The 24,454-nt window shown below is 67.7% G+C and carries 18 protein-coding genes; 9 read left to right on the top strand and 9 right to left on the bottom strand.

The window, feature by feature from the left end; translation table 11 throughout:
* Positions 1–55 precede the first annotated feature (55 nt).
* From GRI99_RS01125 to GRI99_RS01140, 4 genes are all read right to left on the bottom strand, one after another.
* Positions 56–1,204 (bottom strand): glycoside hydrolase family 68 protein, encoded by a 1,149-nt coding sequence (locus tag GRI99_RS01125; RefSeq protein ID WP_160770173.1) that lies wholly within the window; start codon positions 1,202–1,204, stop codon positions 56–58.
* A 74-nt stretch (positions 1,205–1,278) separates the two neighbouring features.
* Complete coding sequence (locus tag GRI99_RS01130; RefSeq protein ID WP_160770174.1) at positions 1,279–2,538, bottom strand: MFS transporter; 1,260 nt, start codon at positions 2,536–2,538, stop codon at positions 1,279–1,281.
* 5 nt (positions 2,539–2,543) lie between these two features.
* On the bottom strand, positions 2,544–3,623 hold the full coding sequence (locus GRI99_RS01135) for an alpha/beta hydrolase (protein ID WP_160770175.1): 1,080 nt from the start codon (positions 3,621–3,623) through the stop codon (positions 2,544–2,546).
* Positions 3,620–4,984: a neutral/alkaline non-lysosomal ceramidase N-terminal domain-containing protein gene (locus GRI99_RS01140; RefSeq protein ID WP_160770176.1), complete on the bottom strand. Its 1,365-nt coding sequence runs from the start codon at positions 4,982–4,984 to the stop codon at positions 3,620–3,622. The genes GRI99_RS01135 and GRI99_RS01140 overlap by 4 nt, the downstream gene beginning before the upstream one ends.
* A gap of 167 nt (positions 4,985–5,151) precedes the next feature.
* On the opposite strand from GRI99_RS01140, the gene GRI99_RS01145 reads away from it, so the two are divergent.
* On the top strand, positions 5,152–6,207 hold the full coding sequence (locus tag GRI99_RS01145) for a substrate-binding domain-containing protein (protein ID WP_160770177.1): 1,056 nt from the start codon (positions 5,152–5,154) through the stop codon (positions 6,205–6,207).
* Here GRI99_RS01145 and GRI99_RS01150 read toward each other — a convergent pair.
* Positions 6,204–7,112: a GDSL-type esterase/lipase family protein gene (locus GRI99_RS01150; protein ID WP_160770178.1), complete on the bottom strand. Its 909-nt coding sequence runs from the start codon at positions 7,110–7,112 to the stop codon at positions 6,204–6,206. The two genes, GRI99_RS01145 and GRI99_RS01150, sit on opposite strands and share 4 nt — an antisense overlap.
* 103 nt (positions 7,113–7,215) lie before the next feature.
* Between GRI99_RS01150 and GRI99_RS01155 the strand changes: the two genes are divergently transcribed.
* The gene (locus GRI99_RS01155; protein WP_202392882.1) at positions 7,216–8,508 is read left to right on the top strand and encodes an SGNH/GDSL hydrolase family protein; all 1,293 of its coding nucleotides are present in this window, start codon (positions 7,216–7,218) and stop codon (positions 8,506–8,508) included.
* Here GRI99_RS01155 and GRI99_RS01160 read toward each other — a convergent pair.
* Positions 8,505–9,449, bottom strand: a complete 945-nt coding sequence (locus GRI99_RS01160) for a creatininase family protein (RefSeq protein WP_160770179.1) — start codon at positions 9,447–9,449, stop codon at positions 8,505–8,507. The two genes, GRI99_RS01155 and GRI99_RS01160, sit on opposite strands and share 4 nt — an antisense overlap.
* A gap of 114 nt (positions 9,450–9,563) precedes the next feature.
* On the bottom strand, positions 9,564–12,437 hold the full coding sequence (locus GRI99_RS01165; RefSeq protein WP_160770180.1) for a TonB-dependent receptor plug domain-containing protein: 2,874 nt from the start codon (positions 12,435–12,437) through the stop codon (positions 9,564–9,566).
* Between GRI99_RS01165 and GRI99_RS01170 the strand changes: the two genes are divergently transcribed.
* From GRI99_RS01170 to GRI99_RS01180, 3 genes are all read left to right on the top strand, one after another.
* Complete coding sequence (locus GRI99_RS01170; protein WP_160770181.1) at positions 12,436–12,759, top strand: hypothetical protein; 324 nt, start codon at positions 12,436–12,438, stop codon at positions 12,757–12,759. The two genes, GRI99_RS01165 and GRI99_RS01170, sit on opposite strands and share 2 nt — an antisense overlap.
* Positions 12,760–12,833: 74 nt before the next feature.
* Positions 12,834–15,467, top strand: coding sequence for a glycoside hydrolase family 2 TIM barrel-domain containing protein (locus GRI99_RS01175; RefSeq protein ID WP_337192826.1), 2,634 nt, complete (start codon positions 12,834–12,836; stop codon positions 15,465–15,467).
* An 11-nt stretch (positions 15,468–15,478) separates the two neighbouring features.
* Positions 15,479–16,732: an MFS transporter gene (locus tag GRI99_RS01180; RefSeq protein ID WP_160770183.1), complete on the top strand. Its 1,254-nt coding sequence runs from the start codon at positions 15,479–15,481 to the stop codon at positions 16,730–16,732.
* Positions 16,733–16,741: 9 nt separating this feature from the next.
* On the opposite strand, the gene GRI99_RS01185 is transcribed toward GRI99_RS01180, so the two are convergent.
* Both GRI99_RS01185 and manD read right to left on the bottom strand, forming a co-directional pair.
* Positions 16,742–17,656 (bottom strand): sugar kinase, encoded by a 915-nt coding sequence (locus GRI99_RS01185; protein WP_439098420.1) that lies wholly within the window; start codon positions 17,654–17,656, stop codon positions 16,742–16,744.
* The gene (manD, locus tag GRI99_RS01190) at positions 17,650–18,858 is read right to left on the bottom strand and encodes a D-mannonate dehydratase ManD (protein WP_160770184.1); all 1,209 of its coding nucleotides are present in this window, start codon (positions 18,856–18,858) and stop codon (positions 17,650–17,652) included. Before manD ends, GRI99_RS01185 begins: the two co-directional genes overlap by 7 nt.
* 101 nt (positions 18,859–18,959) lie before the next feature.
* On the opposite strand from manD, the gene GRI99_RS01195 reads away from it, so the two are divergent.
* From GRI99_RS01195 to GRI99_RS01210, 4 genes are read left to right on the top strand one after another with little or no spacing between them, the layout of a single operon-like run.
* On the top strand, positions 18,960–19,718 hold the full coding sequence (locus GRI99_RS01195) for a FadR/GntR family transcriptional regulator (protein WP_160770185.1): 759 nt from the start codon (positions 18,960–18,962) through the stop codon (positions 19,716–19,718).
* A gap of 4 nt (positions 19,719–19,722) precedes the next feature.
* Complete coding sequence (uxaC, locus tag GRI99_RS01200; protein ID WP_160770186.1) at positions 19,723–21,126, top strand: glucuronate isomerase; 1,404 nt, start codon at positions 19,723–19,725, stop codon at positions 21,124–21,126.
* Positions 21,123–22,505: a mannitol dehydrogenase family protein gene (locus GRI99_RS01205; RefSeq protein WP_337192827.1), complete on the top strand. Its 1,383-nt coding sequence runs from the start codon at positions 21,123–21,125 to the stop codon at positions 22,503–22,505. The genes uxaC and GRI99_RS01205 overlap by 4 nt, the downstream gene beginning before the upstream one ends.
* Positions 22,502–24,451 carry a sulfatase-like hydrolase/transferase gene (locus GRI99_RS01210; RefSeq protein WP_160770187.1) on the top strand — a complete coding sequence of 650 codons (1,950 nt, stop codon included), beginning with the start codon at positions 22,502–22,504 and terminating at the stop codon, positions 24,449–24,451. The genes GRI99_RS01205 and GRI99_RS01210 overlap by 4 nt, the downstream gene beginning before the upstream one ends.
* The last annotated feature ends 3 nt before the right edge of the window (positions 24,452–24,454 follow it).

Consider the following 24,454-nt stretch of genomic DNA (forward strand, 5'->3'; position numbering starts at 1 on the left):
CGATTGCACAAGCGGTTTCAGCGTGGCTTCAATGCCGCAATTTTTCCCCCGCAGCTCAGGCGAGGCGCGCGGTGCTGCCCTCCAGCGCCAGGTGCAGCATGGGCGCGAAGGTGGCCCCGAAGCGCCGCTCGCGCGCCGGCTCCACCGGCCCCCAGTCGTCGATGAAGCTGGTCACGGCCAGGTCCGGCATGACCAGCCAGCTATAGGCCTGCAGCGGCGCGGTGGCCGGGTTGGCAAGCACCAGCCCGCTGCCGTTGAGCGGCTGCCACGGGCCGGCCATGCTTTCCGCCACCATGCCATAAAGCCCGTTGGGGCCCTGTGCGCCGGCCGGATCGAACACGTGCCGCTGGGTCGACCAGAACAGGTAGTAGAGCCCGCCGTGGACGATGGCGTGCGGCCGCTCCAGCTCGTTGTTGAAGCCGTCCGCCGTCACCAGCGGGGGCTGCACCTGCCAGTGGTCCAGCCCGTCATCGGTGGCCGTGGCAAGGCCGATCACCCCGTTATACTGCGAGGCGGACCCGGCGGCGGAGGCCGCAAACAGCAGGTGGCTGCGCCCGTCAGCCGGATCGCGGAAATAGGCCGGATCGCGGTAGGCCTTGATAGTGCCGATACTGCCTGATCCGGCATCGCTGGCCATGTAGTGCGCGGCATCGCGCGGGGCCACTTCGGAGAGGTCGCGCCACCGGGTCAGGCGCGGTGTTCCGCCGTCGACTTGCAGCGTGGCACGGGCGCGGAACAGGCGTTGCAGGAAGGTGAGCGGTGCCTCGCCGCGCAGGCCGGTAGCGGTGAAATAGAGCGTCAGCTCCCCGCTCGCCAGGTCGAGCACGGCGGAGCCGGACCATTCGCGGCTGCCGGGCGAGAAACCGTCAGGCATGGCGGGGCCAAGGTCGGCCCAGACACCATCGCGCCGCTGCAACAGGTGGATGCGGGCATGGCCGTGGCGCTGGTCAGGGTCGGGAAAGTGCGGCGCGGCCAGCGCCATCCACAGGGTATGGCCGCCCAGGTCCACCGGATGGCCATCGGGGTGCTGGACCGGCCAGGCATCCCACACGTCGAGGTCCGGCGCGATGCGGACCACGTCGGCCGCGCCGATCGGCGGGGCCTCGTGGCCGGCCACAGTGAAGGCGTCGGACGCGGCCACGAACCAGCGGGCGGGGGCCGCGCCGGCAGGTGTGAAATCGGCGGGGCTGGCGGAAGCGGTCATGCGCGGCTTTCGTAACAAGCTGCCAGTGCTGGCGCAATCGATTGCGACACGTAAATTCCCACAAGAAGCATGGCTCAGTCCGTCGCCTCCGGCCCGATGGCGGCATAGTCGGCGGCATTGCGCTCGGCCAGGCGGGTGGCGAAGGGCTGGCGGGCCAGGTTCCACAATGCCAGCACCACCAGCAGGCTGGCGAAGACCGCGCCCAGCACGATGGCATAGCGGCTGTCTCCCAGCGCATCGCCCATCGCCCCCATGGCCAGCGGGGCCAGCACCGCGCTGACGCAGGTGAAGAACAGCAGCAGGCCCGCTATCGCCCCGTGGCGGCCCTTGTCGAAGCTGGAAATGCCGGTGGAATTGATCGTGGGATAGAGGACCGACATGAACAGGCCCGTGGCCGGCAGGGCAAAGATCGCCACTTCGCGCCCGCCCAGCACGGCCACCCAGAACAACGCCGCCATCGCCGCGCTGCACAGCGCCACCACCGCGCCCCAGCTATAGCGGCCCAGCAGCCACACCCCCAGGAAGCGGCCCGCCGCGCGCAGGACGAAGAAGATCGATACGGCATAGCCCGCCAGCGCCACCCATGATCCGGTGTAATCGGCCAGGTACGTGGGCGCCCAGACATAGATTGCCGCCTCTGCCGCCACGTAGAGCATCAGCGCCGTGCCGAAGAACAGCGACGCGGGATCGCCCATCAGGCGCACGGCATCGGATGCGCGGGTTGGCTCGGCGCTGGTTTTCACCGGCTGCGGGAAACGCGCCAGCGCCACGCCCAGAATCAAAACGCCGCACAGGATCGCGGCCACCAGATAGACCCATTTCCAGCTTGCCCCCACCTGCAGCAGGTAGGCCACCACCGCCGGCCCGATGATCGCGCCCACACCGAAGAACCCTTCGATCAGGTTCATCGTGCGCACGTGATCGGTGGTAGAGCGCGACAGGTCACCAATCAGCGCCAGCGCGCCTGCCTTGAACACCCCGATGCCAAGGCCCGACAGGAACAGCAGCGCAGTGAAGAACAGGAAATCGTGCCCGGCGGCAAACAGCGCCGAGCCAAGGCCGAAGGCGACCAGGCCGATCAGGATCGTGACCTTGCGGCCCAGCCGGTCAGCCAGGAAGCCCAGCGCGATGGCCGAGATGGCGATGCCCGACATCGTGGCATACTGGAACGATCCGGCGGCGGTGAGGCCCAGGTCGAACTCGCTGATCACTTCCGGGATCACCGTGCCCACCGAATCGGTGGTCATCGCGAACATCGCGAACATGGCGAAGACCAGCACCTTCAGCAGCAGCGGGCTGCCGGATTGTGCGGAAGATTTGGCAGAACTGCTCATTCACATCACTCCGCAAGGTGGGTCTGGAAGAAATCGACCATGATGGCGTAGGCCTCGCGCGCTTCGGGCAGCTCGGAATTGTAGATGAACCCGTGGAACATCCCGTCCCATCCGTGGAATTGCGAAGGCACGCCCGCGCGGGTCAACGCGTTGTGCGAATTGAGCGCCACGGAAAACTCGAAGCTGCGCGTGCCGCTGATGAGCAACGTTGGCGGAAACTGCGCCACAACCTCTGGCGAGGCGAGCGGATAGGCCAGCGGATCGTCTGCCCGCGCCTCACCCATATAAGTAGGGCCACTGGCGGGCGGCGGCCCGCGCCGGGGCGCATCGGCGGGCGGCGGCAGCATGCCCAGCAAGGGACCGCTGGTGGCCGTGGCATCGCCACCGAAATAGCCGCTGAGCGAGGCGCAGAACACCCCCACCGCAGCCGGGCGCGGCAGGTCATGCGCCTGGAACCAGGCGATCGACTGGGCCGCAAGCAGGCCACCGGCAGAACAGCCGAACAGCCCGATGTGCTGCGGCTGATAGGTCTTCAGCAGTTCGGCATAGACCGCCGCCACATCCTGGCTGGCAGCGGGAAACTGGTGCTCCGGCCCCATGCGGTAATCGATCGAGACCACCTTGATCCCCATCAGCGCGGCCAGCGGCACCGATTCCACCAGCGAGGCGGAGCGCGCGCCGGTGGTGAAGCCGCCGCCGTGAACGTTGACCAGCACGCGGTGGGCATTTTCCGGCGCGATGCCGGCGGCGGGCGTCACCACGTCCACCACCACGCCGCCGATACGGCCCTCGGCAATGTCCACCGCATAGCGGCGGCGCATCGGTTCAAGGAAGGCGAACATGATCCCGTCCTGCCGGGCACGCTCCTGCGCCAGGTCGGGCACCGGGGTGCCGAAGGGCTTGTCCACGATCAGGTGGCGCACGTAATCGCGCCCTTCCTGGCTCATCAGGCCGGACAGCGGAATGCTCACCCCGTCCAGCCGCACCGTGCCATCGGGCGATATGCGCGGATCTTCCTGCGCTACCGCGGGCGCGCAGGCCGCCGCCAGCAGCAGGGCCGCGCCCGCCAGCGGACGCAGGATCATTCCACGGCCTCGAGCAGGTCCGTCAGCCCGTCAACAATCGCGGTTTCCGCGCAACCCGGCTTGAGGCGGGAGGAGATCACCTCGAAGGTGTACTGCCCATAGGCCGCATCATGCGGGATATAGCCCGAGCGGGCCGTGCCGTTGGTCAGCGAAGCGAACATCGTGTTGGCGTGGGGCGATGCCGCCTTGAAGCGGGTGGCGATGGGGTTGAACACTTCGGCATCCACCCCGCCGATGTAGACATCGCCCAGCCGCAGCATCGACAGTTGCAGCGGGATCGGATCGGCATCCTCATAGGTGCCGGCATAGCCCGCGCGTCCCGTATCCAGCCGGCGGCGGCCGGGGCAGGTGGCGGTTTGCAGCGCGCCGTCGATCACCACCTCTTGCTCGGGGCGTTGGAGATTGGCGCGCATCACGTGCAGCACTTCCTCCGCCAGCATCAGGCCAAGAGCCGCGTTCACCTGCTTCTGCTGGTCCAGCAGGAGTTGCACGCGCGGGTTGTTGCGATCCAGCCCCTGCCCGCCCGGCGGCATGGCGTTGGAGATATCCTCGCCCCGGGCGGCATAGTCGGCCACGCGGATCGCCCGCAGGTCATAGGTCTGGTTGAAGAAGATCGGGTTCTGGTCCCCCGATGCGCCGCTGGACCACACGGCAACGGCATCGCCGCCCATCGACGCTTCCAGGTAGGCCGAGGCCGCGCCGGGAATATCGCCGCTGATCATGTCCAGGTTGCCGGTAATCACCGGATGCACGGCATAGTTGTAATAGACCGCGATCGGCGCACCTTCGAGGCTTTCCAGCCGCAGCACGCCCACCGTCTTGTCCGACGGGCCTTCGTAATTCGGCCCTTCCCACCAGCGGCGGGTCTGCGGATCGATGATGTTGCGGTTGACGTTGATCCACGATTGCCCGGTGCCGAAAGCCATGCGCGCGGGCTGCATCGCTGCGGCGGCCTGGCGCACTGCGGCGAACAATTGGTCGGCATAGCCCGGCGCGCGCTGGAACGGGGCGCTGTGGGTGTGGGTGGCGGTCAGCAGGAACTGGTCGCGCGGGATGCCCAGTTCGGCTTCGGCGCGGGTGCGCAGTTCCTCCCACAGCGCGGTGGGCAGGCCCCCGGCATCGACGGTCAGCAGCGCGGCGCGGGTCTGCCCGTTGCCCAGCACGATGGCGCGGGCATAGAGCGAATCGAGGATCCCTTGCGATCCGGGCGGCAGTTCCCCGGCGGCGGGGGTGATGTCCACCCGCGCGGCCCCGGCGGTCAGCTGGCCGGCCTGCACCTGCGCGGCAACCGGCAGGGCAGCCAGCGCGGTGGCAGCCAGAGCCAGGGTGGTAAGGGTGCGGCGAAGGCCCGTCTTGCGCATGATCTCTCCCGTGATTGCCTGATACGCGTTTTCGCGCTGCAATCGATTGCTGAAGGTCATACGGTCGCCGTCGGACGAAATCAACCGCCCTTTGCAGCACCTTTGCACTTGACCGGGGCGGCCAATTTGGTTCCGGTGCGCGCGGACCAATCGGGGGAGGCCTGTTCGTGCCCAAAAGTGCTGGCGGCAAGTCTGGGGCCAAGACGGGGGCACGGGCGGCCAGGCCCAACAACATCCAGGACCTGGCGCGCATTGCCGGCGTCTCAGCCGCCACGGTCAGCCGCGCGCTGGCGGGCACCGGCAACATCTCCGCCACCACGCGCGAGCGCATCCGCGCGCTGGCCAGCGAGCTGGACTTCCGCCCCAGCAACATGGCCCGATCCTTGCGCACCGGGCGCACCGGCACCGTGGGGGTGATCGTGCCGCTGGGGCATGAGAAGAGCCAGCACATCTCCGACCCGTTTTTCATGACCCTGCTGGGCTATATCGCCGACCGGATTGCCGATCGCGGCTATGACCTGCTGCTGAGCAAGGTGGTACCACACGATCCCGAATGGCTTTCCCGCCAGGTCGATACCGGCCGGGTGGATGGCATGATCATCATTGGCCAGTCGAACCAGAGCGACGTGATCAACTCGGTCGCCCGGTTCTACAACCCGCTGGTGGTGTGGGGCGCGGCCCTGCCCGACCAGATCTATTGCTCGGTGGGCAGCGACAACCGGCTGGGCGGCAAGCTGGCCACCGAACACCTGCTGTCGCTGGGCTGCCGCAAGCTGGCCTTCTTCGGCGACCCTTCCGTGCCGGAGGTGGAGCAGCGGCTGAACGGCTTCCGCGACGCCCTGCGCGGGGTGGAGGGGGCCGTGGGGGCCACGCTGCCGGTCCACTTCACGCCCGAACAGGCGCTGGAGGACATCGCCGGCTTCCTTGACCTGGCGGACAAGCTGGACGGCATTTTCGCCACGTCCGATACCATCGCCATCACCGCCCTTCAGGCCCTGCTGGACCGGCGGCGCGCGGTGCCGCAGGATGTGAAGATAATCGGCTTCGATGACCTGGACCTGGCCCGGCGCACCGTGCCCGCGCTCAGCTCCGTGCGGCAGGACCTGGAGGCCGGGGCCGAGGCCCTGGTCGACATCCTGTTCCGCAAGATCGCGGGCGAGGAAGTGGAATCGGTGATGCTGCAACCGCAACTGGTGGTGCGCGGCAGCACCGTTTCGGACTAGTCCGCCAGCGCTGTCGCTATGGCGACGCGCGCCAGCGGCTCCATCACGGCATAGCCGGCGCGCGTGGGATGCACCCCGTCATTGGCATAGGCAGGGTTGAAGGCATTGTCCGGCGCGGCCAGCGGGGTGAAATAGTCGACAAAGGTCACCCCCTCGCGCGCCGCCAGCTCGGCCAGCCGCGCGTTCAGGTGCGGCACCACGGGCCGGGTGTCGAAATCGGGCCGCGGCAGCAGGCGCGACATCGGCGGCATGGCGGCCAGCACCACCCTGATATCGTTGGCTTGCGCCAGGTCGATCATGGCGTTGACCGTGCCGAGGTACTCCTCCTCGGTAATCGGGCCGGTGGCCCCGCCGATATCGTTGGTTCCGGTCATGATGTGCACCGCCTGCGGGTTGAGAGCGATCACGTCCTGCCAGAAGCGGGCCAGCATCTGCGGGCTGCTCTGCCCGCTGATCCCGCGCCCGACAAAGCCGTTGTCGGCGAAGAAGGCCGGGTCTGCCTCCACCCAGCCCTCGGTTATCGAATCGCCCATGAACACCACGCGCGGGCGCACCCCGCTTGCAGCCAGGTCGGCGTTGGCATCGCGATAGCGGCAGCGGAAGGGCCAGTCGGTGGCGAACTGCGCCGCCTGGCGGGCGCGGAAGGCATTCGCCGCCGGGTTGTCCCCACCGAAGAAGCTGGCCGCCATGAGCGACATATCGTCAAGGTCGCGGGGGCGGTGCTCGAACTGGTTGGCCAGCGCTTCCGCATCGCGCGGCTGGGGCAGCGGGCACTGGATCGAGGTGCCGTTGACCGCCGGATAGTCCCGCCCCATCGGCACGGGCGGGGCGGCAGGGTTATCCTGCGCGGCCAGCGGGGCGGCAGCAAGGCCCAGCAGGGCCATGGCGAACAGGCGGCAAATCATGGCGGTATCCTCTCCGGTTACCGCCAGCATAGCGCAACGACCGACGCGAGCAATCGTTTGCGTGGTTCGCATGACGACGTTAGGCTGGCCGCAGGGAGAAGACATGTTCATGCGCCTGCTGACCGCCATTTTCGCTGCCATTTTCGCCATCGCCCCGCTGCCGGGGCTGGCGCAGGGTTGGCAGGAGACCTGGGGCACCGCCCTGCCGCTGCAACCGCCGCCGCTATCGCCCTTCGGTGAAGGCCGCGCCCCGCCCCCGCCGCCTCCCCCGCCGCCGGCAGACCAGCCCCCGCCGCCCAATCCGCGCCTGCCTTATCCCGCCGTGCTGCACGACCAGACGCTGCGCATGGTCGCCCGCACCAGCGTGGCAGGCGCGCAGGTGCGGCTGGAATTTGCCAACCGTCACGGCGCGGCGCCGGTGCATTTCGGCGCGGTCCGCGTGGCACTGGCAGGGGATGATGGCTCCACCCTGCCGGGCACAGACCGGGTGGTAACGTTCGGCGGCGCGGAGCAGGTGGTGCTGCAACCCGGCACGCGGCTGGTCAGCGACCATGTGGACCTGGCCGTGGGGCCGCTGACCAAGCTGGCCATCTCGGTCTACCTGCCCGGGGAAACCCCCACCGAAACGGTGGACGGCATCGGGCTGGAATCGCACTTCGTGGCCCAGGGCAACCGCACGGCCGACACAGCGCTCCCCGGCGCAGAGCGCGGCTCGGCTTATTTCTGGCTACGCGGGATCACCGTTCCCGCCCACCCGCAGGGCGGCGCGATCATTGCCTTCGGGGATTCGATCACCGAAGGCTATGCCACCACGCCGGGGGCCAACCACGCGTGGCCGGAACTGCTGGCCGAGCGACTACAGGCCGATCCGGCACTCGCAGGCTGGTCCGTCATCAACACCGGCATCTCCGGCAACCGCGTGCTGCGCCCCGGCGCGGGCGAGGCGGCGCTGGCCCGCTTTACCGAGGACGTGCTGAGCCGCCCCGGTGCGCGCTGGGTGGTGGTGCTGGAATCGATCAACGACATCAACATGACGATCATGCCCAGCATGCCCGCCAGCCAGCGCGCCACGGCGGAAGCGATCATCGCCGGGCTGGACCAGCTCGTCACCCGCGCCCGCCTGCACGGGCTGAAGATTGCCGGCGGCACGGTGCTGCCCACGGGCGGCCTGCCGTTCTGGAGCGAGGAGGGCGAGGCCATGCGCCAGGCGGTCAACACCTGGATCCGCACCAGCGGGCGGTTCGATGCGGTGATCGATTTCGATGCCGCCACCCGCGATCCCGCCGATCCGCTGCGGATCAACCCCGCCTTCGATCCGGGCGATCACGTGCACCCCAACGATGCCGGCAACCGCGCAATGGCCGATGCCGTGCCGCTGGGGATGCTGCGCGACTAGCGGCGTTCGCCCGGCAGCAGGTCGCCGTAGCGTTCTTCCAGCACGCGGGTGAACTCGTCACGCCGGCGCAGTTCGGCCAGCATGCCGTTTACATCGAACGATGCCACCTGGCTGCGGATATAGTCCGCGCCCTCGCGGCCCCACCGGGCGCGCTGTTCCTCGCTGATCGGCTCCACGAAGCCGCCGTGCAGCACCGGATCGGAATAGAAGCTGCCCGCCGGGGTGCCGCTGAACGGCGGCACGAAGCGCGAAAGCTGGCTGGGATCGCGCAGCACTTCGTGGCGCGGCTGGGTTACGTTGACGGGGATATCGTTCAGCCGGCCGACGATCTGGTAGGAACCGAAGCTGACCAGCTCGCGCGCGTTGGGCGGGCCGTCACCGAAACCCGGACGCGATTCGCCCGGTGCCCAGGCGCGCACCATGTCGGTGCCCATCCAAAGCACCGGAACGTGCAGCTCGTCGAACGTCTCGCGCACCAGCGGCAGCATGGTCTGCTGCGAGGGGCCGTGCGAGGTGAGGAACACGATCCGGCGGAAGCCTTGGCGCACCCACGAGCGGACCAGCGCCTTCAGGTAAGGGAGGCTGTCCGAAGTCGAGACATAGGTGGTGCCGCGGCTGGTGGTGGTGCCGCCGGGATAGAAATAGGCCAGGTACGGCGCAACCAGCCCGTCGCCCTTTTCGGCCAGCTCCATGGCGTAGGCCAGCGGGATCACGTATTCGACATCGGTCGGCATCCCGCCGTTCTGTTCCACCGGGCCCACCGGCACGAACAGCACGTCATTGCGGGCCAGGTACTGCTCCACCTCCCAGCCGCTCAGCGCGGTCATCATGCGGCTGCGCATGGCGGGCGCTTCGGCGGTGGCAGGCGTGTCCTGCGCCACTGCGGCGGGCGCGACGGCCAGCAGCAGGGCAGCAGCGGTAAGGACGGCAAGACGGGTCATCGGCAATCTCCGCAAGGGTGCATCACGGTTATCGAGGGCAGGCGGCAGGTGCGGACCGTTGTGTCCCGGTCGCCCACCTGCCGCCCATGATCGGGTATGGGAGAGAAGCCCCGATCACATTTCGAAGCGCACACCCAGGCGCCAGGTCTGGCCCAGCAGGTCGTACCACGCGTTGCCACCACCCGATGCCGGCAGCGGCGGGGCCTGATTCAGCAGGTTGTTGACCGTGCCATAGACCTCGATCTTCCGCTCGTCGGTGCCCAGGTTGTAGGCGGCGCCCACGTTCACGTAACCACGGGCGGGCACGATGTTGTCGCTGATCGAGTTGAACAGCGTGGGGCTGTAGCTGGGATCATCCGGCCCCACGAACTGGTTGTTGAAGCGGCCCTTGCTGATGAAGCGGTACTGCACGTTGGCCGACAGGCGGCTGCCGCGATAGGCTAGCGTGGTGTTGGCGACCCAGCTGGGGATGCCCGCCGTGCCGCCGAAGATCGTGCCGCTCTGCCCGGCGCGGTTCACGCCGTTGGGGAACGTGCGCGAAACGTCGAAGGTGGAGCGGTACTCCATCACGTGCGTGGCCTGCGAGCTCAGCGTGATGCGCGCCTCCTCACCGGTCAGGAAGTCGGTCACCGGCACCACATAGTTCAGCGCGAAGTCGATGCCGCGCGTCTGGAACTGGGCGAAGTTCGCGTTCTGCGACAGCACCGAGAGCACGCGGCCTGCCAGCGGATCGTTGTTGGCAAAGGTGATCAGGCCGCAATAGGGGCTGGTCACATCCACCGTGCCGCTGCCGATGCAGTTGGTCAGCGAAGTGGCAGCGCCCGTGGCGCCGATGGCCTGCTTGACCTTGATGTCGAAGTAGTCCGCCGAGACGTTGAACCCGGGCAGGAAGCCGGGCGTGAAGACCACGCCGAAGCTGTCCGTGCGGCCGATCTCCGGCTTGAGGCCGGGGTTGCCGCCGGTCACGCTGTCATATTGGTAAGACGTCTGGCCGGCAAAGGCAGCGCGCGTATCGGCGAAGGTTGGGCGCGGCACCACGGTGACGGCCGCGGTATAGAGCTCGGTCAGGCTGGGCGCGCGGATGTCGCGCGACATCGTTCCGCGCACCATGATGGCCGAAATCGGCCGCCAGACGAGACCCGCCTTCCACGTCGCCACGTCACCCGAGGTGCTGTAGTCCGTGGCGCGGGCAGCACCGTTAAACTCCAGCGAACCGGTGAACCAGTCCTCGCTCAGCAGCGGAATGATCGTTTCCACATAGGCTTCGGTCACCGAGACGCCGGCCTTGGGGAAATCACGCGGGGCGCGGGCGTTGAAGGCACCGGCCTGGCTGATCGGGTCCACGGCGGTGACGAAGGTTTCCTCGCGGTATTCGAAGCCGAAACCTGCCGAGACTGGCCCCGCCCACAGGTTGCCCAGTTCGCCGCTGGCATTGGCACTGGCTTCCAGCAGTGTGGAAACTGCTTCCGAGTGCGCGGTGCCGAAGGCATAGTTGTAGGCCGCATCCGAATAGGATGCGCGGCCCAGGATGTTGATCGGCTGGCACCCCGCATCGCGCGCCGCCTGGCTGGCACAGACAGTCTGGCCGTTCAGGGTGATCGCGTTGATGGCGTTGAGGAAGTTGGCCGTGATCGCGGTGTTCGACTGGTCCTGGATGGTCTTGTTGCGACCGTACTGCACGCCCAGATCCCACTGCCAGGTGCCGGGGCCATCACCGCGCAGGCCGCCGGCCAGGCTGTAGGTCTCGCTGTCGGTGTCGATGATCGGCGGGCCAAAATCGTTGCCCAGGTAGCCGATGGTCAGCGAGCCGTTCGCCGGGATCAGCGCCAGTTGCGCCGGGGTCAGCGCTGCCTGCAGATAGGGGTTGTTGCGGCTGATCGACAGGAAGTTGGCGGTGCCGCCCGGCTGTGCGGCGCGAATCTGGGCGCTGATGTTTTCCGAATTGAGCTGCGCATAGAGGCCGCGGGCCCACAGTTCCATCCCGTCGGTAATCTCGAAGGTGGCATTGGCTGCCGCACTGTAGCGCTCTGTGGCTGCGCGCAGCACCTGATAGTCGGCCGCGTTGGTGCCGCCGACCATGCGGGTGCCGATCTGGCCCTGGTACAGGCCCACATCGAACGGCGCGGTGGTCACGGCGCCGCCGGATCCGGCCACGAACTGCAGGTTGCGCAGCGCCGCCGGGTTGGCGGCCGAGTTGGCAATCAGGCCGCCCGGTGTCAGCGTGCCCCACAGGACGTTATCGGTAATCAGGTTGGCCGGCAGGTTGGCCGCACGATTGGCGCCGAAGGACACCGAGGCAACGTTGGCCCGGCCCCATGCCCGCAGGTCGTTGACCAGGCCGGTTCCCTCGTTGTTGCCATACTCGCCGCCCACCACGATATGGCCGCGGCCATCGGCAAAGCTGAGGCCGCCGGCCAGCGAGGCGAAGCTGTCCTCGGCATCGCCATACTTGGTCTCGCCGTACTGGACGTTGCCCTTGAGGCCTTCCAGCCGGGTGTTCATCTGCAGGTTGAGCACGCCCGCGATCGCGCCCGAGCCATAGGCGGCCGAAGCGCCGCCGGTGACCACGTCGATCCGGCTGATCAGCGCCGAGGGAATGAGGTTGAGGTCGGTCGCACCGGCCACGGTGGCACCGGGGAAGTTGACCGAGGGCAGGCGCATCCGGTCGAGCAGCACCAGCGTGCGGGTGGCACCAAGGCCGCGCAGGTCGGGCGAGTTGATCGCCTGGTTGCCGATGCCGCCGGCCTCCGGCGCATTGGTGCGGCGGAAGCTGGGCACTTCGTTGATGATGTCGGCAATGTTAACCGTTGCCCGGTCTTCGATCGCCTGTTCGCCGATCACCGTGGTGGGGCTGGGCGCGATGAAGCCGGCGCGATCGATGCGCGAGCCACTGACCACGATGGTGTCGCTGCCGCCCGTATCGTCTGCTGCCTGCGCATTATCCGGAGCCACCACCTGCTGGGCCAGCACAGGACTCGCGAAAGCCATGCCGGCGGCAGTCGCCAGCAGCCATGAAATCGACCGCATTTTCATCTCCCTGAATTTTCGGTATGACCAATTGAATTATTCTGGACTTGCAGAAATATTGCCAGTCGTCAACCAGCTTGGCCTTTCAGGTGATGACATGATGCATCAGCGCCACAGTGCAACCGTGGCTCACGGGGCCATCCTTCGCCCTTTACCCCTAACTTTGCCCCCGGTCTGGCCTTGTGGTAAGGCCAATTATCTGCCAAGCGAAATCCAGGCATCGAAAATGTGGCGACCCGGCATGCTTGGCATTTTGTCCGGCTTGCTGCGTTTAGGCCACTGAATGGAAGATCTGGGAGAATCGGACCAATGACCGGACTGACAAGGACTGCCCTGGCTCTGGCGGGATGCGCACTGGTGGCCGTTTTGCCCGCCCATCTCGCCGCGCAGGATAGCGCCAGCCCCCGCCAGCGCGTTCCCCTGGCCGAAGGCTGGCAGTTCAACCTGGCCGGCACGGATGCCGCTGCCGCCGAGCGCCCGCATGACGAGGACTGGGAAGTGGTCAGCGTCCCCCATACATGGAACCGGGTGGGCTATTACCTGTCCGATCCCGCCAGCCACACCAACACCGCCGAAACGGTCAACAAGGTGCAGGGCGTGGGCTGGTACTACAACAGCTTCGCCGCCCCGACGCGCGATGGCCAGGGCCGCGCCTTCCTGGAATTCGACGCCGCCAGCCGCACGGCCGAGGTGTGGCTGAACGGCCGCCTGGTAGGCACCAATCGCAACCCCTTCGCCCGCTTCCGCATCGACGTGACCGACGCGGTCACTTTCGGCGGCACCAACGCGCTCTATGTGAAGGTGGACAACACCGCCCCGCTGACGGAAGGGGCGCAGACGGCTGACGTGCTGCCGATGACGGGCGATTTCTTCGTGCGCGGCGGCCTCTATCGCCCGGTCAGCCTGGTGTTGACCAAGCCGGTGCATTTCGACCTGCTGGATGCCGGTGGCCCCGGCGTCTATGCCACCACGCTGCGCGCCGATGCCGCCAGCGCCGACATCGCGCTGACCATGCGCGCCCGCAACGACAGCAGCCGGCCGCAAGGCGTGGTGGTGACCGCCACGCTGCTCGATGCACAGGGCACCCAGATCGCGAGCACCCGCGCCGAGCGCACCCTTGCCGCTGGCGAACTGGCCGAGGTGCCTGCCAGCCTCACCGTCAGCAATCCGCGCCTGTGGAGCGGCGTGGCCGACCCTTACCTGCACACCCTGCGCTTCGAGCTGCGGAGCGCTGCGGGCGAACTGCTCGACAGCGTGGACCAGTCCTTCGGCATCCGCACCATGGCGCTGGACCCGGAGCGCGGCTTTATCCTGAACGGCGCGCCCTATCGCCTGGTGGGCGTAGGCTTCCACCAGGACAACGAGCAGACCGACTGGGCGATGACCCCGGCACAGGTGGAAGAATCCATCCGCATCATCCGCGAGATGGGGGCCAATAGCATCCGCCTCACCCACTACCAGCACGGCCAGCCGGTGCACGACCTGGCCGACCGTTACGGCCTGGTGCTGTGGGACGAGATCGGCCTGGTCACCGCCTGGACCAACCAGCGCGACCAGACCGAGACGCCGGCAGGCATCGTGGCCAATGCCCGCCAGCAGGTGGCCGACATGATCGCGCAGAACCGCAACCATGCTTCGGTCGCCGTCTGGGGCATTGCCAACGAGGTGGATTTCGGCCCCGGCCGCCCGGACTTCCTGGGCCGCCCGCCAGAAGTAGTGGCCGATCCGATTCCTCTGCTGGAGGAGCTGGCCGGCCTGGTCCGTTCCACCGATGCTTCGCGCCCGGTGGTACTGGCGCACTGCTGCGAGAACCGCGGCATGGTCGACGTGCCCGAAGTTGCGGAGACGGTGGATGCCGTGGGCGCCAACCTGTACTACGGCTGGTATTACGGTCGCCCGCAGGACCTGGGGCCGCACCTTGACGGCCTGCGCGCCAAGCGCCCCGGCCAGCCGCTGTCGATCAGCGAATACGGCGCGGGCGCGGCAGATACCCTGCACACCGACAACCCGCTGGGCGGTCCGATCGACATGGGCGGCCGCACCCAGCCCGAGGAATATGCCAGCTGGTTCCACGAAGAGAGCTGGAAGCAGCTTGAACCGCGCACCTACCTGTGGGGCACCTGGCTGTGGAACAGCTTCGATTTCGGTACCACGGTGCGGCGCGAGGGCGATGCGCAGGACATCAATACCAAGGGGCTGGTCAGCTATGACCGGTCGATCCGCAAGGACGCCTACTACTTCTACCGCGCCAACTGGTCGGACAATCCCACCGTTCACATCAACGGCCGCCGCTATGTCGACCGTGCCTATCAGGTGACCGACGTACGGGTTTATTCCAACGCGAGCCGCACCACGCTGACGGTGAACGGGCAGGTGATCGGCACGCTTGCCGATTGCCCGCACAGCGTTTGCGTGTGGCCCAATGTGGCCCTGCGCGAAGGCGAGAACGTGGTGGTCGCCAGCGCGGACTTCGCCAGCGGGCCGGTTGAAGACCGGGTGACCTGGCAACTCGCCGCATCGCAGGTGGGCAGCTTCCGCATCGACAGCGGCGCTATCCTGGCGGCGAATGCCGAGGTGCGCTTCGGCTCCGACAACTTTTTCGTCGGCGGCAGCGCCGGGAATATGGACCAGACCCCGCGTGGCCGACCGCCCGTGCCTGCCAGCATTGCCGGCACAAGCCGCCGCGACATTGCTGCCACGTACCGCCGGGGCGATTTCCATTACCGCCTGCCGCTGGCCGATGGCCGCTACCGCGTGGCGCTGACTTTCGTGGAGCCGGACAAGGCCGTGGGCGAGCGGGTGTTCGACGTGCTGGCCAACGGCACGCCGGTCCTTTCTGCCTATGACGTCCGCGCCCGCGCCGGGGCGGTGCTGACCGAGCAGGTGGAAACCGTGGAAGCGACGGTGACCGGCGGCGTGCTGGACCTGCACTTCCGCCCCGTGACTGGCGAGGCGATCGTCTCCGCCGTCGAAATCTCGGCCCTCAGGTAAGGCGCGCGCTCATGCTGCAACGGATCGGTCGCCTGCGCTGGTGGATCATCGCCCTGGTCACGCTGGGGACGGTGCTCAACTACCTCGCCCGTTCCACCCTGTCGGTGGCGGCGCCCACGCTGAAGGAGGAGATGAGCCTCACGACCGAGGAATACAGCTATATCGTGATGGCCTTCCAGGCCAGCTACACGGTGATGCAGTCGGTGGCCGGATCGGTGCTGGACGCGCTGGGCAACCGGCTTGGGTTCTTCCTGTTCGCCGTCGGCTGGGCGCTGGCCAACATGGCGCACGGCTTTGCCACCGGCTGGCAGGGCCTCGCCTTCTTCCGCGGCCTGCTTGGCGCAACCGAGGCAGCCGCCATCCCCGCCGGCACGAAGACCGTGGCCCAGTGGTTCCCCCCGCGCGAGCGGCCCTTGGCCACCAGCGCCTTCCAGATCGGCACCAGCTTCGGATCGATCCTGGCCCCGCCGATCGTGATCTTCTGCATCGTCACCTGGGGCTGGCAATCGGCCTTCGTGGTCACCGGCGCGCTCAGCCTGGTGTGGGCCGGGATGTGGTGGATCGGCTATCGCGATCCGGCCGACCACAAGCGCCTGACGCCGGAAGAACGCGCCCACATCGAGGGCGGACGCGACGTGGAGGAAGGCGTGGCCAAACCCGCCACGCGCAGCGAGGTGCTGAAATCACGCGGTTTCTGGGCCATCGCCATTCCCCGCTTCCTGGCCGAACCGGCCTGGCAGACGTTCAACTTCTTCATCCCGCTATATCTGGTGGCGGTGTGGAATGTGGACCTGGCGGGCATTGCCCTGATGGCCTGGCTGCCGTTCGTCGCCGCCGATCTGGGATCGCTGGCGGCGGGGATCCTGCCCGGCTGGCTGATGCGGCGCGGGGCCGGCCTGATCGCCTCGCGCAAGATCACCATGACCGTGGGCGCGCTGTGCATGGGGGGCCTCGCATTCATCGGCCTGGCCGGATCGCCGGAAGTGGCGATTGCCCTGTTCTGCCTGGGCGGTTTTGCCCACCAGATGCTCAACGGCGCGCTGTTGACGCTGTGTTCGGACGTGTTCGATGCCCGCGCCGTGGGCACGGCCAGCGGCATGGCGGGTACGGTGGCCTGGATCGGTGGCCTGGGGTTCACCTTCCTGATCGGCCAGAGCGCCGATGCCTATGGCTACAACCCGCTGTTCATCGCGCTGGCCGCGCTGGACCTGGTGGGGGCCGTGGTGCTGTGGAGCCTGCTGCGCGGGCGCCCCGCTAAAGCATAGGGTTCAGGCTCAGGCGTAGGGCGCTTGCCCGTCGCGCGGCGGGATAGCGCCGGGGCGCATCACGCACCAGCCGGCCAGGGCGTGCCCGCGCAGGGCCGCGTCATGCGGTGATGCCCCGGCAAGGCGCGCGGCGAGGTAACCCGCGTTGAAGGCATCCCCCGCCCCGCTGGTATCGACCGGTTGCAGCACCTGTGGCGGGGGGACCAAAGTGCCGTCGGGCAACAGGCAGCCTTTTGCGCCCAGCTTTACCACGGTTTCCGCGCAGCCCAGCCGCTGCCAGTGTGCGGCCACGGCCTGCGCGTCATCCGGCAGACCCAGCGCCACCTCGTCCTCCAGCGTGGGCAAGCCGATGCTGGCCACGGCAATGGCAATATCGCGCAGGTGCGCTGCCTCCGCCTGCGAATCCCACAGGCGCGGGCGGAAGTTGCCGTCGAACACCACCTGTCCCCCGGCCGCCCGCACCTTGCGCGCGGCATCCAGCAGCAGGTGGCGCCCCGCCATCGGCAGTATCGCCAGCGAGATCAGCGAAAAGGCCAGCACCTGTGCCTCACCAAGCGCCTCGGCCAGCCTGGCGCTGTCGGGCAGCGCGAACATCTGCCGCGCCGCGCTGTCGCTGCGCCAATAGGAGAAAGTCCGCTCCCCTGCAGCGTCCAGCGAGATGGAATAGAGCCCCGTGCTGCGCGCAGGGTCGGTCAACAGCAGCGAGCAGTCCAGCCCCTCGGCCTGCCATTGCTGGCGCAGATTGGCGCTGAAGGCATCGCTGCCCAGCGCGCTGGCATAGGCCACGGTGCAGCCCAGCCGGGCGAGGTGGACCGCGGTGTTGAGCGTATCTCCGCCATAGCCAATCTGCCACAAGCCGCCTGCGCGGGCAGACAGCTCCAGCATCGCCTCGCCGGCGAGGATCACCCGGGGCGTGCTCACCAGTTCCACATGGTCCCGTCTTCCAGCCGCGCCACGGGAAGCTGCGCGGGGCTGTAGGGATACTTCGCGGCCAGCGCCTCGTCGATATCAACGCCGTGGCCGGGGTTCTCGCCGCAGGTCATGTAGCCCTTGGCGAAGCTGTAATCGTGCGGGAACACCTCGTCCGTCTCGGGCGTGTGGCGCATGTATTCCTGCACGCCGAAGTTGGGCACCCAGGTATCGAAGTGCAGCGCCGTGCCCATCGTCACCGGCGAGAGGTCGGTCGCCCCGTGGCAGCCGGTGCGCACCTGGTAGAGGCTGGCAAGATCGGCAATGCGCTTCAGGTGCGTCACCCCGCCCGCGCCCACGATGGTGGCGCGGATATAGTCGATCAACTGGTTCTGGATCAGGTCCTTGCAGTCCCAGATGGTGTTGAAGATTTCGCCCACGGCCAGCGGCGTGGTGGTGTGCTGGCGCACCAGCTTGAAGGCTTCCTGGTTTTCCGCCGGGGTGCAGTCCTCGAACCAGAACAGGCGGAACGGCTCCAGCGCTTTGCCCATCTGCGCCGCTTCCAGCGGGGTATAACGGTGGTGCCCGTCATGCAGCAGGTGGTGCTCGTACCCATAGGTGTCGCGCAGCTTGGCGAACAGCTTGGGGATGTAATCCAGTGCCTTGGCGGTGTTCCAGCCGGTCTCGGTGGGGAGCGCCGCGTCGGCAGGTTCGTAGTACATGTCCCCCCGGCCCACGCCGTAGGCCTTTTCCACGCCGGGAATGCCGGTCTGCGCGCGGATCGCCTGGTAGCCCATGTCGATATAGCGGCCCACGGCCTCCACCGTGCTGGCGATGTCGGCCCCGTTGGCATGGCCATAGACCATCACCTTGTCGCGGCTGCGCCCGCCCAGCAACTGGTACAGCGGCATTCCGGCCATCTTGGCCTTGATGTCCCACAGCGCCACGTCCACCGCCGCGATGGCGCGCATGGTCACCGGACCGCGCCGCCAATAGGCCCCGCGATAGAGATATTGCCAGGTATCCTCGATCCGCCCCGGATCGCGCCCGATCAGGCAGGGGATCACGTGATCTTCCAGATAGGCGACCACCGCCTTTTCGCGCCCGTTCAGCGTGGCATCCCCGATGCCGTAGACGCCTTGGTCGGTCTCGATCTTCAGCGTCACGAAATTGCGGCCCGGACATGTGACGATGACCTTGGCAGACGTGATTTTCATGCATTATTCCGATTGAGTGAGAGCGGATGTGGTAGCGTTCTCTTGACCACCCCAGATTGGTCTGTCAAGGTGGTAAGGCAGGTTGCAGGAAGGTCTTGGTAATGAACAGCGAAAGCGGCGGTCACCTCCGGCTCTACAAGGACATTGCCGGGATGCTGATGCAGGACCTGGCCAGCGGCAAGTATCCTGTCGGGGCCAAGCTGCCGGCGGAGCGCGAACTGTCAGTGATCTACAACGTCAGCCGCCCCGTGGTGCGCGAGGCGATCATCGCGCTGGAAGTGCAGGGCCTTATCGATGTCCGCATCGGCTCGGGCGCCTATGTCAAGGCCCTGCCGGGAGGTGACAAGGACCTGGCCGGCTTCAACATCTCCGCCATCGAGCTGACCGAGGCGCGCCTGCTGATCGAAGGCGAGTGCGCTGCGCTCGCCGCCTCGCAGATTACCGACGAGGAACTGGTCCGGCTGGAAGAACTGGTCAATCAGATCGCCGAGGAGAACCAGTCGCCGGAATGGACCGTGGATGCCGACCGGGAATTCCACATGGCCATTGCCGCAGCCACCCGCAACAACGCCCTGGTGGAAGCGGTCGAGCGTCTGTGGGAATTGCGCCAGACCTCACCCGAGGCCGCCCTGCTCCACGAAAAGGCCCGCACCGCCAACATCAAGCCGGTGGTGGACGAACACCGCGCCATCCTGGATGGCCTGATGTCGCGCGAACCCGCTACGGCCCGCGCCGCCATGCGCACGCACCTCAGCCAGGTGCTCGAAAGCCTGCTGTTCGCCACCGAGGAACGCGTGATTGCCGAGGCGCGCCGCGCCATGCAGGCCAAGCGTGACCGCTTCAGCCAGCTGATCGGCTGATCCCATGCCTGCAATGCCGCTTGCCCTCAACCCGGATCGCCTGTTTCCGGCCGATCCCGCCACCCGCGCCGTGACCCGCGACCTGTTTGCCCTGGTCGAGAAGCTGCCGATCATCAGCCCGCACGGTCACACCGATCCGCGCTGGTTTGCCGGCAATGCCAACTTTGGCAATGCCACCGAACTGCTGCTGAAGCCCGACCACTACCTGTTCCGCATGCTCTATTCGCAGGGCGTGCGGCTGGAGGAGCTGGGTATCCGCAACAAGGCGGCCGATCCGCGCGAGGCCTGGCGCATCCTGGCGAGCAACTTCCACCTGTTCCGCGGCACGCCTTCCGCCATCTGGCTGAACTGGGTGTTCGTGGAGGTGTTCGGGCTGGACCGGCGGCTCTCTGCCGAAACGTCCGACCTTTACTACGACACGATCACCGATGCGCTGGCCACCGAGGCCTTCCGCCCGCGCGCGCTGTTCGAGCGGTTCAACATCGAGGTGATCACCACAACCGAAAGCCCGCTCGACAGCCTGGAACACCACCACGCCATTGCCGCCAGCGGCTGGCAGGGTCGCGTGCTGACCGCCTATCGCCCCGATCCGGTGGTCGATCCCGAGTTCGAGGGGTTTCATGACAACCTCGACAAGCTGTCCGCACTGACTGGGCAGGACTGCCGCACCTGGGCGGGCTACATTGCCGCCCATCGCCAGCGGCGGGCCGATTTCATCGCCGCTGGGGCCACGTCGAGCGATCACGGCCACCCCACCGCGCGCACCGCCGACCTTGCGCCTGCCGAAGCGGAGGCCCTGTTCGCCCGCGTCTCGTCCGGCCCCGCCAGCGCCGCCGATGCCGAGCTGTTCCGCGCCCAGATGCTGACCGAGATGGCGCGGATGAGCCTGGATGACGGGCTGGTGATGCAGCTTCACCCCGGCTCCTTCCGCAACCACAACCAGCCGCTGTTCGACCGCTTCGGGCGCGACAAGGGGGCGGATATCCCGATGGCGACCGATTACGTCACCGCGCTGCAACCGCTGCTGGGTGCCTTCGGCAACGATCCGCGCCTGTCGCTGATCGTCTTCACGCTGGACGAGACGGCCTATGCCCGCGAGTTGGCCCCGCTGGCGGGCCACTATCCGGCGATGAAGCTGGGCCCGGCCTGGTGGTTCCACGACAGCCCCGAAGGCATGCGCCGCTATCGCCGCATGGTGACCGAGACGGCCGGTTTCTACAACACCGTGGGCTTCAACGACGATACCCGCGCTTTCCTCTCCATCCCCGCGCGGCATGACCTTGCGCGCCGGATCGACTGCGGCTTTCTGGCGGAACTGGTGGTGGAACACCGGCTGGAGCTGGACGAGGCGGCAGAGCTGGCGGTGGACCTCGCCTATAACCTGGCAAAGGCGGCCTACAGGCTGTGACCCGGCTGAGCGAAGCGAGCCTCTCCGCCCTGCCCGAGGGTTTGGATGCGCCGCACTATGACCGCGCAAGCCAGGCCCAAGGCATCGTGCATTTCGGCCTGGGCGCCTTCGCCCGCGCGCACTTGGCCTGGTACACCGACAAGGCTCTCAATGCAGGTGAAAATGGCTGGCTGATCACCGGCGTCTCGATGCGCTCGCCCGCCGTAGGTGAGCAGCTCAATCCGCAGGATGGCCTCTATTCGCTGACCGAGCGCAGCGCAGATGGGGAATGCACCCGCGTGATGGGCGCGATCCGCGAGGTGCTGCTGGCCGATGCTGACCGGCAGCGGATCGTGGACCTGATCGCCAGCCCGGATTGCCATATCGCCAGCTTCACCGTGACCGAGAAGGGCTATTGCCGGCGGCCGGACGGTTCGCTTGACCAGAGCCTCGCCGCACAGGGTTTCTACCCCCTGCTGGGCGAGGCGCTGGCCCGGCGGCACGCCAGCGGGCTCCTCGGCCTGACGCTACTGTCCTGCGACAACCTGGCGCACAATGGCCGCGTGCTGGAAAAGCTGCTGGGCGAATGGCTGGCGGCGCACCAGCCGCAGGCGACAGGCTGGTTTGCCCACGAATGCACCTGTCCGGAGACTATGGTGGACCGCATCGTCCCGGCGATGACTGCTGCCAACCTCGACGAGGCGCAGGCCCTGCTGGGAGACGTGCGCGACGAGGGTGCGATCTTCACCGAAAGCTTCAGCCAGTGGGTGATCGAGGACCGCTTTGCCGGCCCCCGCCCGCGCTGGGAGGAGCACGGCGCGCAGATCGTGGCCGATGTTGCACCATATGAGACCGCCAAGCTGCGGATGCTCAACGGCGCCCATTCGCTGCTGGCCTATTGCGGACTGGCGAAGGGCCACACCTACGTCCACCAGGCGATTGCCGATCCGGACCTGCGGACTCTGGTCCAGCGCCTGATGCTGGACGAAGCGGCCCCCACCATCCGCACGGCCCCAGGGCAGGACCTGCCCGCCTATGCGGAGGCGCTGATCGCCCGCTTCGAGAATCCGGCCCTCCAGCACCGGCTGGCGCAGATAGCCATGGATGGCAGCCAGAAGCTGCCGCAGCGCTGGCTGGCCGTGCTGGCCGAGCGGCAGGCGCAGGGGCTATCCTCGACCGCAATCATGCGCGGGCTTGCTGCCTGGCTGCGCCACGTGCGCGGAGATAACGGACCGGTGGACGACCCGCTGGCCGCGGACCTCGAAGCGGCCTCGCAGCAGCCGGACACGGCGGCGATGATCCGCGCCATTGTGGGCCCCGGCGGGCTGGTCGGTTCGCCGTGGCACCCGTCCGACGACGAGATCGCACAGTTGCAAACAGCGTTGGGAGAAGCGCGATGACCGGATTGTCCCGCCGCGCCCTGCTGGGCGGCACCCTCGGCCTGGCGGGCCTGGCCGCCACCGCCGCGCGCGGACAATCCGGGAGCGAACGGCCCAATATCCTGTGCCTCGTCAGCGAGGACAACAACCCCTACATCGGCGCCTATGGCGACCGGCTGGCCCGCACCCCCCATATCGATGCGCTGGCCGCGCGCGGGGTACTGTTCCGCAATGCCTATTCCGTGGCGCCGGTTTGCGCCCCTTCGCGCTTTGGCCTGCTGACCGGAATCGACCCGCGCTCCTGCTCGCCCGCCCAGCACATGCGCGCGCAGGCCCGCCTGCCCGAAGGGTTCCAGACCTATCCCGAATTGCTGCGCGCCGCCGGCTATTTCTGCATCAACAACCCCAAGACCGATTACAACTGCGATGTCGATCCGCAGGCGATCTGGGACGTGCAGGGGGTGGAAGGCCACTGGCGCATGACCCCGCCGGGCCAGCCGTTCCTGTGCGTGCTGAACACCGGCACCACGCACGAGAATTCCATGTGCAGCGCACGCGAGGGATCAGTCACGCCGCAGGACGTGCGCGTGCCCGCCTTCCTGCCCGATACCCCCGTGATCCGGGCCGATATCGCCAGGTACTACAACGCGATGGAAGCAATGGACGCCGAGATCGGCAACTGGCTTGCGCAGCTGGAGGCCGATGGCCTGGCCGACGATACCATCGTCATCTACTATGGCGACAACGGCGGCGTGCTGCCCCGCTCCAAGCGCTATTGCTATGAGGAAGGCCTGCGCGTGCCGCTGGTGGTCCACGTGCCGCCCAGATGGCAGCACCTGGCCCCGGGTATGCCCGACAGCGTCTCCCAGGCGCCGGTTACCCTGCTGGACGTGCCCGCCAGCCTGCTGTCCATCGCCGGAGTGCCGCAGCCGCCGCAGATGACCGGCAAACCGCTGCTGGGCCAGCGGATCGGCCAGCCTGTCACCTATGCCTTCGGTTTCCGCGACCGGATGGACGAGCGGTATGACCTGGTGCGCACCGTTACCGATGGGCGCTGGCGCTATATCCGCAACTACATGCCGCACCGGCCAAACGGGCAGCACGTGGCCTTCGAATGGGCGATGCAGGCCGCCTATCGCGAATGGAACGCGCTGCACCTGGCGGGGCAACTGACGGCGCAGCAGGATGCCTTCTTCCAGGCAAAGCCGTTCGAGGAACTGTACGACCTGGCAGCCGATCCCGACGAGGTGAACAACCTGATCGGCACCCCTGCCGCCGCCGGGGTTGCCGCTCGCCTGTCCCGCGCGCTCGACCGGCACATGCTGGCCATCAACGACAACGGCTTCCTGCCCGAAGGCGCGACGGGCGAGGGCTATTTCGAAAGCCGCGACCGCGCGGTCTATCCCTTGCGCAAGCTGATGACGCTGGCGAGCCGGGCTGCCAGCCGCTCGCCCCGCAACCTCTCTCGCTTCCAGCGGCTGCTGGCCAGCCCGGTCCCCGCGATCCGCTTCTGGGCCGCGCGCGGCCTGTTGATGCTGGGGGCGCAAGCGGCCCCCGCACGCGCGGCCCTGCTGGATGTGCTGTCGAACGATGCCGTGCCGCAGGTGCGCGTGGTTGCCGCCGAGGCGCTGGTCGGCCTTGGTGAAGCCGAAGCCGCCGTGCCCGTGCTGATCGCCCTGGCCGACGATCCCCAGCCGCTGCCGGTACGGGTCCAGGCGCTCGATGCGTTGACCTTCATCGGCGAAGCGGCCCGCCCCGCCCTGCCGTTACTCCAGCGCCTGGCCGCGATCACCGTGGCACCCGGCCAGACCGATTACGTGCCCCGCCTGGCCGCCTACCTGATCGCGCTGCTGGAAGGCACCTATGATCCGCGCGCCGATGCCATCCCGGCGCAGGGCTGTGCGGCGCTCAACCGCTCGGGCGCGCTGTTCATGGGGCCGCCGCCCAGCGCAGCCTGGCCGCGCTAGCAG

This window comes from Alteraurantiacibacter buctensis, assembly GCF_009827655.1.
In the GTDB taxonomy this organism is placed as follows: domain Bacteria; phylum Pseudomonadota; class Alphaproteobacteria; order Sphingomonadales; family Sphingomonadaceae; genus Alteraurantiacibacter; species Alteraurantiacibacter buctensis.